The sequence below is a fragment of the Caulobacter sp. AVps16 genome (assembly GCF_058681455.1).
In genome coordinates, this window is sequence record NZ_CM178739.1 from 523,430 (window position 1) to 536,624 (window position 13,195).

At 63.8% G+C, this 13,195-nt stretch carries 10 protein-coding genes; 7 read left to right on the forward strand and 3 right to left on the reverse strand.

The window, feature by feature from the left end:
• Window positions 1–453 precede the first annotated feature (453 nt).
• Window positions 454–921 carry an Lrp/AsnC ligand binding domain-containing protein gene (locus ACW17U_RS02550; protein WP_062148734.1) on the forward strand — a complete coding sequence of 156 codons (468 nt, stop codon included), beginning with the start codon at window positions 454–456 and terminating at the stop codon, window positions 919–921.
• On the opposite strand, the gene mnmA is transcribed toward ACW17U_RS02550, so the two are convergent.
• The 3 genes from mnmA to flgK are packed head-to-tail and all read right to left on the reverse strand — an operon-like array spanning window position 918 to window position 5,193.
• Window positions 918–2,120: a tRNA 2-thiouridine(34) synthase MnmA gene (gene mnmA / locus ACW17U_RS02555; RefSeq protein ID WP_492054728.1), complete on the reverse strand. Its 1,203-nt coding sequence runs from the start codon at window positions 2,118–2,120 to the stop codon at window positions 918–920. The genes ACW17U_RS02550 and mnmA overlap by 4 nt on opposite strands.
• A 34-nt stretch (window positions 2,121–2,154) precedes the next feature.
• A complete protein-coding gene (locus tag ACW17U_RS02560; protein WP_062148728.1) occupies window positions 2,155–3,075 on the reverse strand; it encodes a flagellin in 921 nt (306 codons plus the stop codon).
• Between the two features lie 9 nt (window positions 3,076–3,084).
• Complete coding sequence (gene flgK / locus ACW17U_RS02565; RefSeq protein ID WP_062148726.1) at window positions 3,085–5,193, reverse strand: flagellar hook-associated protein FlgK; 2,109 nt, start codon at window positions 5,191–5,193, stop codon at window positions 3,085–3,087.
• A gap of 404 nt (window positions 5,194–5,597) precedes the next feature.
• On the opposite strand from flgK, the gene ACW17U_RS02570 reads away from it, so the two are divergent.
• The 6 genes from ACW17U_RS02570 to fliG all read left to right on the forward strand — a co-directional run bounded on the left by ACW17U_RS02570 (window position 5,598) and on the right by fliG (window position 13,184).
• Window positions 5,598–7,304: a flagellar hook-length control protein FliK gene (locus ACW17U_RS02570; protein WP_492054729.1), complete on the forward strand. Its 1,707-nt coding sequence runs from the start codon at window positions 5,598–5,600 to the stop codon at window positions 7,302–7,304.
• Window positions 7,305–7,318: 14 nt separating this feature from the next.
• Entirely contained in the window at window positions 7,319–8,002 is a 684-nt protein-coding gene (locus ACW17U_RS02575; RefSeq protein ID WP_062148721.1) for a flagellar hook assembly protein FlgD, read from the forward strand.
• A gap of 129 nt (window positions 8,003–8,131) precedes the next feature.
• Complete coding sequence (gene flgE, locus ACW17U_RS02580; RefSeq protein ID WP_492054730.1) at window positions 8,132–9,808, forward strand: flagellar hook protein FlgE; 1,677 nt, start codon at window positions 8,132–8,134, stop codon at window positions 9,806–9,808.
• Between the two features lie 169 nt (window positions 9,809–9,977).
• Window positions 9,978–10,259 carry a CtrA inhibitor SciP gene (sciP, locus tag ACW17U_RS02585; RefSeq protein ID WP_062148715.1) on the forward strand — a complete coding sequence of 94 codons (282 nt, stop codon included), beginning with the start codon at window positions 9,978–9,980 and terminating at the stop codon, window positions 10,257–10,259.
• Window positions 10,260–10,506: 247 nt separating this feature from the next.
• Complete coding sequence (gene fliF, locus ACW17U_RS02590; protein WP_062148712.1) at window positions 10,507–12,162, forward strand: flagellar basal-body MS-ring/collar protein FliF; 1,656 nt, start codon at window positions 10,507–10,509, stop codon at window positions 12,160–12,162.
• Complete coding sequence (gene fliG / locus ACW17U_RS02595) at window positions 12,162–13,184, forward strand: flagellar motor switch protein FliG (protein ID WP_062148708.1); 1,023 nt, start codon at window positions 12,162–12,164, stop codon at window positions 13,182–13,184. Before fliF ends, fliG begins: the two co-directional genes overlap by 1 nt.
• The last annotated feature ends 11 nt before the right edge of the window (window positions 13,185–13,195 follow it).

The window sequence follows — 13,195 nt, forward strand, 5'->3', positions numbered from 1 at the left end:
GCTTACCCTTCGGGTGGAATGATGATCAACGGTATATGTAGGCCTGAAGCGAATGTGCTTCGTTTGTGGGGAATTGAAGCCGTAGAAACTTCACTTCAACAGCACCTAATGACAGTTTTACTCCAGACTTGATGCCTGGCGGCGTGGCGGCGTGACGGCGCAGGGCCTGTCGGCAGACTGACCCTGGCAAGGGGCGTTGGGAAGGGGAGAGGTGGGAAGGGACGCGACTGGGGGGGAGACGCGCGTCCCTTCCGCTCTCGGCGGCACCCTGGGGGAAAGGTGCCACTGGTGTCCCCAATCAGGCGGAGACAGGGTCTTCGGGGGCTCCGGGCGCCGTCTGGAGAAACGGCGGTGCGGAACCGGCTAGGACGGTGTGTGGTATAGCCGCATGTTTTCTGAATGTGCTTTGCTTTATGTGACAATTCTACGAACAATCTTCGAGAAAAGGTGCAAATGGCCAGTTCCGCTCTTGATGACACCGATCGCCGCCTGTTGAAGGTTCTGCAGGCCGATGGCCGCATCACCAATGCCGAGCTGGCCAAGCAGTGCCATCTTTCGCCAGCGGCCACCTTCGACCGCGTGCGCCGCCTGCGCGAGCGCGGTTTCATCACCGGCTATGCTGCCCTTCTCGATCCGGCCAAGGTCGACCGTGCCCTGCTGATCTTCGTCGAGGTCATGCTGGAGCGTACGACCGGCGAGGTCTTTGACGATTTCGCCGCCGCCGTCCGCCGCGCGCCCGAGATCCTGGAATGCCACATGGTCGCCGGCGGCTTTGACTATCTGATCAAGGCCCGGGTGCGCGACATGGAGGCCTATCGCGGCTTCCTGGGCGACATCCTGGTCAAGATGCCCGGCGTGCGCGAGACGCGGACCTATGCTGTGCTGGAAGAGGTCAAGAGCACGGTGCAGTTGCCGCTCTAAGCGGCCAGCTCGACCCGCACTGTGCTGGCGATGAACCCGCCGCCCAGCACCCGCTCCGGATCGGAGGGGTCATAGAGCACGCAGGCCTGACCCGGGGCGACGCCCTCTTCGTGGGTGTCGAACACCACACGCAGGTCGCCGTCCACCATGGCCAGACGGCCCGGTACCGGTTCACGGGTCGAGCGGACCCGGGCCAGCACGGGCTGGCCGGCTTCGGCGGCGGCTTCCAGACTGTCCTGGCCGCCCAGCCAGTTGCCGTCCTTGAGCACCAGCGAGGCTGTCAGCAGGGCCTCGCGCGGGCCGACGATCACCTGGCGCTTGTCGGCGTCGATGCGGACCACGAACAGGGGATCACCGACGGCGATGTTCAGGCCGCGGCGCTGGCCGATGGTGTAGCGGGTGACGCCCTCGTGCCGGCCGAGAACGCGGCCGTCCATGTGCACGATGTCGCCCGGGATCGCGCCGTGCGGGCGGATGCGGTCGATCACCGTGGTGTATTTGCCTTCGGGCACAAAGCAGATGTCCTGGCTGTCCGGCTTGTCGGCAATGGCCAGGCCCAGTTCGGCGGCGACGCGACGCACCTCACTCTTGGGCATGTCGCCCAGCGGAAAGCGCAGGAAATCCAGCTGCTCGCGGGTGGTGGCGAACAGGAAGTAGCTCTGGTCCTTGGCCGGATCGCCGGCCCGGCGCAGTTGCGGTCGGTTCGAGCCTTCCCGGTAGCCACGCTGGACGTAATGGCCGGTCGCCATGGCTTCGGCGCCCAGGTCGCGGGCCACGTCCAGCAGATCGCGGAACTTGACCGTCTGGTTGCAGCGCACGCAGGGGATCGGCGTCTCGCCACGCAGATAGGCGTCGGCGAACTCCTCGATGACCTGTTCCTTGAACCGGCTCTCATAGTCGAGGACGTAGTGCGGGATACCGATGCGCTCGGCGGCCATGCGGGCGTCCATGATGTCCTGGCCCGCGCAGCAGGCGCCCTTCTTGGCGATGGCTGCGCCATGGTCATAGAGCTGCAATGTAACGCCGACCACGTCATAGCCGGCGCGGGCGAGCAGGGCGGCGGTTACCGTGGAGTCGACTCCGCCCGACATGGCCACAACCACGCGCGCGCCGGCGGGAAGGCCTACCGCGTCGCGGGCCGTCGCGACGGCGCGATCGGAGAGGTCATGAGCTGAAAGGTCGGCGTCCATCGCGGCCATATAGCGCCTCGACGGCCGTTTTGCGAGGTTGGCCCTATTTCAGCACATTGAGCAGGGAAGAAGCCTGCAGGCTGGAGAACACCTGGGCGGCGGCCTGGACAGCCATCTGGGCGGCCTCGAGGCGGGTGACGGCCTCGGCCATGTCGACATCGACGATGCCACCGACCATGCCGGTCAGGGTGTCGGCCTGATCCTTCAGCTCGACACCGGCGTTCTCGAAGCGTTTCTGCACCAGCCCGTTCTTGCCCTGGATGCCCAGCGCGTCGGAATGGGCGTCCTTGAAGGTGGCCACCATGCCTTGCAGGAAGGTGTGCTGCGCACTGGTGAGCGGGCTGCTGAATGCCCCATTGGCTTCCACATAGGCCTGAACCTGTTTGAAGGCGTCGAAGGCCTTGGTCCCCAGGTCGTCGCCCAGCACACCCGTCTTGACGGTGGTTTGCTGGTCGATGCGGTTGGTGGCGATATAGTCGTCGTTCTTGAAGAGATCGGCCGTCGACGCTGCGGCGGTCAGATCAGACAGCGATCCGGCCGTGGTCGGAGGCGTATCGGTCAGGGCACCGGCGAAAACATAGCGGCCATTGGACTTGGTGTTCACGCCCTGGGTGACACTGCTGAACGCCGCTTCCAGTTGCTGCATCAAGGTCGCGCCGCCAGCGGCCATGGCATTCTCGATCGCTGCACGCCCCTTCTGAATCCCGTCGGCCACCTGGCCGATGCCGGTGTCCTGCATGTCCAGGCGGTTGGCGACCAGCTTGGTCTGATCGATCAGGCCGTCGATCTTGGCCTGGGCACTGCGCATGGCGGTCAGGACCTCGGCGTTCTTGGCATAGCCCTTCAGGTCATTGGCGACCTTCTGGCTGGCGACCTGTTCGCCCAGCACGTTCTGGCGCAACTGGGCGCGCATCAGGTTGCTGGTCATGACGCTGTAGTTGGAGCCGGTTGAGACGCGGGTCATCGGTCAGCCTCAGATCATATTGGTCAGGACATCGTACATGTCCTTGGTTGCCTGGATCAGGCGGGCGGAGGCGTTGAACGCCTGCTGATAGGTGGTGAGGTTGATCAGCTCCTCGTCGAGATTGACCCCCTCTTCCGACTTGCGCTGGGTGCCGACCTCGATGGCCACCGCTTCGGCGGCGTCCTTGCGGCTTTCGGCGGCGGCAGCTTTGCGGGCAATCGAACCACTGAAGTCTGCGGCATAGCGCAAAAGGCTGGTCTTGATCGCCGAGGCCCCGCCCACAGCGGCGAAGTCGGCGGTCGTGTCGCCGGCCTTGGCCAGGGCCATGGCACCGCGTCCATCGCCGACGGCCAGGGCAATCACGCCAGCGGCAGCCGAAAGGTTGAGCTTGGCGAAGGGAATGCGAGCAGGATCCTGGTCCATGGTGGGATTGACAATGAAGCGCTCGCCCCGGGTGCCGCGTTCGGTGGGGCCGACGCCAAACAGCTGGGTGATCGAGGGGCCGCCCATGCCCCGCTCAGTGTCATCCGACGCGACGGACAGGGTAACGGTCGAGCCCGGATAGGATGTGAAATTCATCGCGCCCTTGGCATCGAGGGCGAAGGTTCCATAAAGGCCGACGCCGCCATTGCGGACGTTCAGGGTGTCCATCAGGTCCTGCATCGTGGTGCCAGCCGGCACCGTGATGTTGACGTCGCGAATGCGACCGCCCTCGGTGTCCGTCAGGCGCAGGGTAATGACATCGCCGGCCGTGTAGCCGTGCGGATCGCTGGCGGTCAGACCGGTCTCATAGGGCGAGAAGCCCTTGGTCTGGACGATGTCATTGAGGCCGAAATAGTGGCTGAAGCCCTTGCCGATCTTGCTGGAGGGCGTGGTCGGGTCATCGGCGACCACCACGCCATTACTGCCCGTCGCACTGAGGCTGAGGGCCCCGTTGCCGAACGAGGCCGTGCCCTGGCCGCCCAGGGCGGTATTCAGCTGGGTGATGAAGTTCGTATTGGTGAAGCTGGGGCCCGCTGCGCCATTGACGGTCATCGTGCCCAGATCGAAGTCGATCTCGATCTCGCGCTGGATCACGCCGCTGGAACTGGTCAGGGCGATGGTGGTCTTGCCGGTGAAGTGATCAAGGGCCGTAGCCTCGTCCAGGCCGGTATTGCGACCTGTCAGGGATGACGGTGCCGGCACCGACGAGGAGGCGTTTGAGGCGCGGTTCAGTTCCTCGGAGGCGCGGGTGACGAACTCTCCGAGCTGGTCGGACAGGCCGGGCAGTTCGGTGTTGCGCAGGTCCAGCAAGCCCTTCAACTCGCCGCTGGAAATGTTGAGCGCCACCGGAATGTCGCCGCCATTGGCCTGGATGCACTGCAGGAAGCCCGTCGCCGTGCTGGACTTCTGATAGGAGATCACCGCCACGCCGTCGCCGGCCAGGCTGAGGCCTTCGGTCGAGCGCACCATGACGCCGCCATTGGGGCGCTGGCTGACCTGGATGTTGATCATGCGGGCCAGCTCGTCGATCAGGCCGCTCTGCACGTTCTCGGAGCCCGTCCCGTCAGCCCCGGCCACCTTGGCGCGCGTGATGTCGGTATTGAGGGTATTGATCTGCTTGAGCAGGTCGTTGACGCGCTCGATGTCGGAGACGATCCGGTTATCAGCGTCCTTGCCCAGGTTGGACAGGGCGGCCGTGATCCGGCTCGACTCGCCGAGGAAATCATCGACCCGCGTCAGGGCCTGGGTCCGCAGCAGGCTCGAGGACGGGTCGTCCGAAGCCTTTGAGAAGGACGCGAAAACTGCGTCCAGCGTGCCGAAGTAACTATTGTCGCCGCTGGGATCGCCAAACAGGTTCTGGGCTGTGTTCAGGGAGCTGGCCAGGGCCGAGGCGCGGCCGGAGTCCGAAACAGCGTTCAGGCTTGCCGATTGCAGGAAGCGGTCTGAAGCGCGCTTGATGGCATCGATGCTGACGCCGACGCCCATGCCGTTCGAAATCTGGTTCGACTGGCTGATCGTCTTGCGGACATAGCCTGCGGTGTTGACGTTGGCGATATTGTCCGAGACGACGCGCAGACCCGTCTGGGCTGCCATCATCCCGGAACTCGCCGTGTTCATGACCGAGTTCAAAGACATGCGAAGACTCCGGACAGCCCGGCAATCCGCGAACCTCGCGACGCGCCCTTGCCCGGCGAAAACTGCCGGGCGGGGGAGGGGTCATAGCCCTCGATATATGCCAAGCCACTGAAATTCATGGCGTTTTGTTCCAAGCGCCGGATGTTCGGCAGGAGGTGTTGCGCAAGGAGGATGCCAAGTGGGGGCGCGACCGGGCGACGCGGCAAGCCACGCCCCTCACAACCGCATTCGACTCGGCAAAAAGCGCCGCAGGCCGACAAATTGAAGTCGTAAACAAGGCATTAAAGACAATAAATTCAATAAGATAGTGGTGATATGACCACTTGGCCCGACGGTTGCTGAAGGGGTTTCGGATACAGGCGTGTTCGTCATGAACCGCCGATCGCATCGGACCGAGGCCACGAATGACCGTGATCGCCGCCAACGCCGCTCTACCAACACCCAGTCCCGGGCCGGGCGCTGGTGCTCTGGTTATGGACCAGGGCTTCGACGCGCTGCTGGCCGTGGTGACGGCAACAAACGATCCGATCTCGGCCAAGCCGGCCCCGCATCGTGCTGCGAGCAAGCCGGAAGACCGATCCGCGGACCGGGCTGAACGCAAGGATACGGTTGACCGGCCCGAAGGTGTGGCGGCCAGTGTTGAAGAGGTCAGGACCGCCGCCCCAGACGAGGACGGAGACGAGGCCGGGAGCAAGAGCTCGGATGAAGCCGCCCTGGCTGATGCCGCAGCCCAGGCTGCGGCCATGCTGGTCGCGGCAATGGTCCCGCCCGCCGAGCAAACCTTTGCTGCTGAAACCCCGCCCGACCTCGGAGTGGTCGCGCCGCTTCAGGTGTCCCTGGTGTCGGCCCTTGCCGAAGGCGCTGAACCTCAAGTCGGTATTGAGACTGTCGCAGCCCTCACCCAGACTCCAGTCCTGGCCTCCGATACCGCCCCGGATGCCGCAGCCCAGGTCGGGCCGGTTTCGGTTGGCGCGCCGACCCTGAATCTGGCCGCTACGGCCTTGCCTGTCGCAGAGGTCGAAGCTCCCGCGCCAGACTCCACTGCGACGGCCGCGATCGAGATTCCCGAAGAGGCTTTGCTGGACGCGCCGATAGCGGCGAGTGATGCCGGGGTCGATGTCGCAGCACTTGCGGCACCGACGACGCCTAAGCCGAGCCCCGCTACACCGTCCGCCCAGGGCGCTGTGGCGGTTTCGGCGGCTCAGATTGATGTGACGCTTGAGGCCGAGCCCGTCGTCATCGCCGCCGTGGCCGACATCGACTCCGCGCCCCTCGAGGCCACATCAGCCGTCGAGCTCGCCACCGCAACAGCTGCAGACTCCGCGCCTGTCGTCGCCCAATCCGCAGCCGAACCCGCGATCAAGGTCGCGACGGCAGCGTTGGGCCCGAATGACGCCATGCCAGGGGGGCATGAACAGCTAGAACCCGTCATGATCGCCGGCGTAGAGGCCGGTGCCCCTACGGATCAAGACGGTTCCGATCAGGGCGGGACAGGTCAGAATAGCAGCCAGGGCGATCTTGCTGCCGAGGTCGTCGGCACAGCTGCCAATGACGCCGCTGCGACGCCTGAGGCGCCGATCCTGGCCCCGACCTCGACGACGTCGACGGGCAGTGCTGCTGCCGCGGCACCGGCCCAGCGTGCCGAGACCCGTGGTTCGCCCGAGACAGTGGCTCAGCTGTCCGCTGAAATTCTCAAGAAGCTCGACGCCCGGACCACCCGGTTCGACGTGGCCCTTACCCCCGAGGGCTTGGGCAAGGTCGATGTCCGCATCGAGATCGGCCGCCACGGTGCCCTGACCGCCTCCATGGCCTTCGACACCGTTCAGGCCGCCGCCGAACTTCGCGGCAAGGCCAATGAGCTGCGTCAGGCGCTCTCGCAGGCAGGCTTCACCATCGCCGACAACGCCTTGCGCTTCGATGTCTCGAGCCAGGGCGGTCAGTCGGGCCAGAACGCTTTCTTCAGCTTCAACGGCGGTGAAGACGGCCGCCGGGCCTGGTCCGGCAAGGCCTTCCAGGCCGCCCAGAACGACGACGCTCCCCTTGCATCCGTTTCAGATCTGCTCCCCGGGCTCCGTGTGACGCCTGACAGCGGTCTGGACATCAGAATTTAGAGAGAGACCCCGCCATGGCGACTGCCGCAGTTACGGGCTCCAACGCGACGCTCGATAAGATCAACAATTCGCGCAACACCCTGGCCAGCAGCAAGGAGACCTTCCTCAAGCTGCTGACCACCCAGATGAAGAACCAGGATCCGTTGTCGCCGATGGATTCCAATGCCTTCACCGGCCAGATCGTCCAGATGACCGGCGTCGAGCAGCAGCTCGTCACCAATGACCTGCTGGCCGCTCTGGTGGGCATGAACGAAGGCGGCATGTCCCAGGCCGTCACGATGATGGACAAGCAGGTGACGGTTGAGACCGACAAGGCCGTCCTGAAGGATGGTGCGGCGACCTGGTCCTACAATCAGAGCCGCAGCGCCACCGGCGTAAAGATCGAGATCGTCGACAAGTTCGGCAAGACCGTCCGCACCCTGCTGCCCGAGGATATGTCCAAGGGCAGTCACACGCTTGAATGGGACGGCCGAAGCACAGACGGCACGGCCCAGCCCGCCGGCGGAACCTATAGCCTGAAGATCACCGCCCTCGATGGCGACGGCAGCAAGATTCCCACCACGTCCAAGGGGCGCATCGACGGCATCGTTACCGCCATCACCAATGAGAGCGGCGTCAACATGGTGACCATCGGCGGGTCGAAATATCCGGTCGATTCCGTGATTGGCGTCACCAACCCCCCGGCCAAGGCGGCCTAACCCCCATCCCATGCACCGGGCGTCAGAATGACGCCGACGCGGCTCACCCCGGAAATGCCTTCCGCTGGGCCCAAACGCAAACCGCGCTGAACCCTTCAGTCATTTGACAGTCAACGCAGGAACTTCGTCATGAGCATCAACAGCGCCATGCTTTCGGGCGTCTCGGGCCTCATCGCCAACTCGTCCGCTCTGGCCGCGATCTCGGACAACATCGCCAACGTCAACACGGTGGGCTACAAGCGCAGCACTGCCAATTTCTCGACCCTGGTCACGGCCCAGAGCAAGAACTCGACCTATAGCGCCGGCGGCGTGAAGGCCCTGACCCACCAGTTCATCAGCCAGCAGGGCCTGACCCAGTCTTCGACTTCAAACCTCGATCTGTCGATCTCAGGTTCCGGCTTTTTCGTCGCGACCGAAAAGCCGGAAGACCTGACCGCAACGGATACCCGTTCCTTTACCCGCGCAGGATCGTTCCAGCTCGATAACCTAGGTTATCTCAAGAACGATGCGGGTCTCTATCTGCAGGGCTGGCTGGCCGACCCGGTGACGGGCGACATCACTCCCGATCCGTCGGACCTCACCCAGCTGTCGTCGATCAATGTGGGCTCGGTCGGCGGTACGGCGGAGAAGACCACGCGCGCGGCCATCAACGCCAATCTGCGCTCGGAACAGCCCCTGTCGGCTCAGTCCAAGTTCAGCATTACCAAGCCCACCGTCACGGACTCCGCCGCCGCCACCAACAGCTATGCCGTCGCCTATTCACCGACAGCCACGGCCGGTGTCTATGATGTAGAGATCAAGAAGGCGGGCGTCTTGGTCGGCACCGGCACGGCGACCTATGCCGCCGGCGCGATGACGGCGGGCACCGGCATCCTCGCCACGCTGCCGATCGACGTCAGCGGCACCGGTGCAGGCACTCCGACTGTGACGGCAGCCTCCCTGGGCCTGGCCACGGATGCGGACCTGGTGTCGGGTAATCTTTACGATGCTACGACCAACTCAATGTCTGCCTACGCCCTGGACGCCACGACGGGCGTGAAGCCGGACTTCGAAATTCAGGTCCCGGTTTCCGATTCCAAGGGCGGTCAGCGGACCCTCATTCTCTCCCTGCTCAAGAGCAATACCCCCAACGAATGGTATGCCGAGCTGCGCACCAAGCCGGGTGACCTGGACAATGTCCCCAATGGTCAGATCAGCTCGGGTCGCATCACTTTCACGACGGACGGCAAGCTGGCCACGGTCGGCACGCTGTTCAACGGCACCAACCCGACCTCGATCACCATCGGTGCATCTGACACCGCAGTCGTCACCGCTGCGCCGCGCTGGTCGGACGCCCTGGGCATCGACAGCCAGACCCTGCAGATCGATCTGGCCAACGCCGCCGGCGGCCTGACCCAGTTCAACAGCCAGTCGGTGGTGCAGTCGGTCAACACCAACGGTACGGCCTTCGGCAACCTGACCAATATAGAGGTCGACGAGGACGGTTATGTTTCGGCGATCTTCGACAACGGCGTCACGCGCCGGATCGCCCAGGTCGCCATCGCCACCTTCTCCAATCCCAACGGTCTGAAGGGCGTCAACGGCAATGCTTATCGGGTGACCAACGAAAGCGGCACCTACAGCCTCAAGACCCCGAACCAGGGCGGTGCTGGTCAAATCGCCCCTTCGACACTGGAAGCCTCGACCGTCGATCTGTCCACTGAGTTCACCGGACTGATTACGACCCAGCGAGCCTACTCCGCTTCGTCGAAGATCATCACTACAGCTGACCAGATGCTCGAGGAGCTCTTGAGCATTAAGCGATAATTATAGGTATTAACTTGCTTTAATGGCCGTGTTCCACATCGGCACACTAAAGACTTTACGGAGAAGCCTGGTGTTTAGGCATTTCTTTACTATTGGAATTAAGCCGCTGTTATTGGCTGGCGCCTATAGTGACCTTCAACAGTGATGGTTGTGGGAAAGGCGTAAAGCCATGTTGCAGCAGCAGCGCACGAACAGCCGGGGTGAGAAGTACGTGATCGGTCCGACCGGCGCGCCTCTGACTCTCTCCGACTTGCCGCCTCCGGAAACCCAGCGTTGGGTAATCCGGCGGAAAGCCGAGGTAGTCGCCGCCGTTCGCGGTGGCCTGCTCTCGCTTGATGAAGCGTGCGATCGGTACAAGTTGACCAATGAGGAATTTCTCAATTGGCAGCAATCGATCGACAAACACGGCCTGGCGGGTCTGCGGACCACCCGGCTTCAGCAGTACCGCTAGCCGGCGGGCCTGAATGATATGGCTTTTCCGACCATTAACGGTTGGAGGGCCAGCTTGATACGTTCAGCGGCCGCGCCCCTCCCGGGGCGCGGCCGCGACGTTTTGGCGCCCGGGCATCCCGGAAGAGCGCTCAGATGTAAACGCCTCGTTTACCTTGGACTGGGTAAATCCTGCCTAGCGACGGCGGCTTCAGGGCCACCGACGCCATTGTCCCCCGTCGGGGTGGCTTTCTGGGGGATTGGCCTGAGTGGATAGCTTTCTGAGCGCGATACAGAGGTTCGGCGTCGGCCGTCTCGCCGCTCTGATCGGCGTGGGCGCCGGTGTCGTGGCCATTCTCGTCGCCCTGGTCATGTTCATGGGCAAGGAGCCGACCGAGCTCCTCTATTCCAACCTCGACCTCAAGGAAGCGTCGGAAGTCACCCAGGCCCTGGACCAGGCCGGCGTGAAGTATGAAACCAAGGGCGACGGATCGACCATTATGGTGGCCCGCGACAAGGTGGCCTCGGCCCGCCTGCTGGTCGCCGGCAAGGGCCTCGTGACCTCCGGCTCGATTGGCTATGAAATCTTCGACAGCAACAATGCCCTGGGCCAGACCGATTTCGTCCAGCAGCTGAACCGTCAGCGCGCTCTTCAGGGCGAGCTGGAGCGCACCATCAAGGAATGGCAGGGCGTCAATTCGGTGCGCGTGCACCTGGTCCTGCCCAAGCGCCAGCTCTTCGAGGAGGATGCCGAGCAGCCCTCAGCCGCCGTGACCATTGGGACGGGTGGCCGTGAGCCTTCGGCCGACATGGTGCGGGCTGTGCAGAATCTGGTCGCCGGCTCTGTCGCGGGCATGAAGCCTGAGAAGGTCAATGTCATCGACCAGCACGGCAAGACCCTGACAGCGGCCAGCGATGAGAGCCTGGCGGGTCAGATGGCGCAGGATCGCAAGTCCGAGGTCGAGGCCCGCATCGCCAAGACCGTCAAGGACATGATCGAAGGCGTTCTCGGTCCGGGCAAGGCCCGCGTCAATGTCACCGCCGAACTCGACCTGAACAGGGTGACCGTCCAGGAAGAAAAGTTCGATCCCGAGGGCCAGGTGATCCGTTCGGAGAGCACCAACGAGGCCAACAGCCAGGAAACGAAGGGCGACGAGAACGGTGGCACCACTGCGGCCCAGAACATTCCGGGCGGCGGCGGAGCCAATGGTTTCCAGCAGCTTGGGTCGCGTTCGGGCAATAACGAGAGCGTCACCAACTACGAGATCTCCAAGTCGGTCCGCACTGAGGTTACCGAGCCTGGCACCATCAAGAAGCTGGCCGTGGCTGTGGCGATTGACGGCGTCACCGCGCCCGCAGGCAAGGACGGCAAGCCCGGTGCCTATACGCCGCGGACCGAGGAGGAGCGCGCCCAGCTGGAGGATCTGGTCAAGACGGCGATCGGCTTCGACGCCGCCCGCGGCGACCAGGTCAAGGTCACCAATATCCGCTTCCCGCAACCCGAGGATCAGGCCCTGGACAAGGCCGGCCTGCTGGCGAGCTTCGGCAAGAACGACATCATGCGCATCGCCGAGCTGGCGGTCCTGGGCATCGTCGCCATCATGATCCTGCTGTTTGCGGTCCGACCCTTCCTGAACAGCATGGCCTCCCCGGGTGCCAACACTCAGGTCGTCATGAGCGCGCCCCAGGTCACCCGAATGGTCACCCTTTCCGACGGCTCGACCCAGGAAGTGATCATCGACCAGGCCGGCGAGCCGATCGCCATCGCCGGTCCCATGGGTGCCGACATCGATCAGCGCATCGACATCGCCAAGATCGAGGGCCAGGTGAAGGCGTCCTCGATCAAGCGGGTCTCCGAATTCGTCGACAAACATCCTGACGAGTCGGTGGCCATCCTGCGCACCTGGCTGCACGAGTCGAACTGATGGCGATGAAGGCGTCCATCAATGACGTGAGCAAGCTCGCCGGCCCGGAAAAGGCCGCGATCGTGCTGCTGTCGCTGGGTGAAGATCACACCCGCATCTGGGAGGCCCTGGACGACGAGGAGATCAAGGAAGTCTCCCAGGCCATGGCCGGCCTCGGCACGGTTTCGGCCACGGTGGTGGAAGAACTGCTGGTCGAGTTCGTGTCGGGCATGAGCTCGACCGGCGCGATCATGGGCTCCTACGAACAGACCCAGCGCCTGCTGCAATCCTTCATGCCGCCTGAAAAGGTGGATGCCCTGATGGAGGAGATCCGCGGTCCGGCGGGTCGCACCATGTGGGACAAGCTGGGCAATGTGAACGAGGCGGTGCTCGCCAACTATCTGAAGAACGAATACCCCCAGACCGTGGCCGTGGTGCTGTCCAAGGTGAAGTCCGACCACGCGGCCCGCGTGCTGGCCTCGCTGCCGGAAGATTTCGCTCTCGAATGCGTCACCCGCATGCTGCGCATGGAGCCTGTGCAGCGCGAGATCCTCGACAAGATCGAACAGACCCTGCGCAACGAATTCATGTCGAACCTGGCGCGCACGTCCAAGCGCGACAGCCACGAGATGATGGCGGAGATCTTCAACAACTTCGACCGTCAGACCGAGGCGCGTTTCATCGCCGCCCTGGAAGAGCGCAACCGCGAAGCGGCCGAGCGCATCCGGGCCCTGATGTTCGTGTTCGAGGACCTGTCCAAGCTCGATCCGGGTGGCGTCCAGACCCTGCTGCGCGCCACCAGCAAGGAGCAGCTGGCCCTGGCCCTGAAGGGGGCCTCGGACAAGCTGCGCGAAATGTTCTTCTCCAACATGTCGGAACGCGCCGCCAAGATCATGCGCGAGGACATGGAAAGCATGGGTCCGGTGCGTCTGAAGGACGTCGACCAGGCCCAGGTCGCCATGGTCCAGGTCGCCAAGGACCTGGCCGCCAAGGGCGAAATCATGCTGGCCGGTTCGGGCAGCGACGACGAGCTGATTTACTGAGGCGGATGGCG

What these genes read in the sequence shown, in the direction of transcription:
- mnmA (WP_492054728.1), bottom strand. Translation starts at nt 2,120, where the DNA reads ATGGCCGCGATGGACGCCGACCTTTCAGCTCATGACCTCTCCGATCGC.
- fliG (WP_062148708.1), top strand. Translation starts at nt 12,162, where the DNA reads ATGGCGATGAAGGCGTCCATCAATGACGTGAGCAAGCTCGCCGGCCCG.
- flgK (WP_062148726.1), bottom strand. Translation starts at nt 5,193, where the DNA reads ATGTCTTTGAACTCGGTCATGAACACGGCGAGTTCCGGGATGATGGCA.
- ACW17U_RS02570 (WP_492054729.1), top strand. Translation starts at nt 5,598, where the DNA reads ATGACCGTGATCGCCGCCAACGCCGCTCTACCAACACCCAGTCCCGGG.
- flgE (WP_492054730.1), top strand. Translation starts at nt 8,132, where the DNA reads ATGAGCATCAACAGCGCCATGCTTTCGGGCGTCTCGGGCCTCATCGCC.
- ACW17U_RS02560 (WP_062148728.1), bottom strand. Translation starts at nt 3,075, where the DNA reads ATGACCCGCGTCTCAACCGGCTCCAACTACAGCGTCATGACCAGCAAC.
- ACW17U_RS02575 (WP_062148721.1), top strand. Translation starts at nt 7,319, where the DNA reads ATGGCGACTGCCGCAGTTACGGGCTCCAACGCGACGCTCGATAAGATC.
- ACW17U_RS02550 (WP_062148734.1), top strand. Translation starts at nt 454, where the DNA reads ATGGCCAGTTCCGCTCTTGATGACACCGATCGCCGCCTGTTGAAGGTT.
- sciP (WP_062148715.1), top strand. Translation starts at nt 9,978, where the DNA reads ATGTTGCAGCAGCAGCGCACGAACAGCCGGGGTGAGAAGTACGTGATC.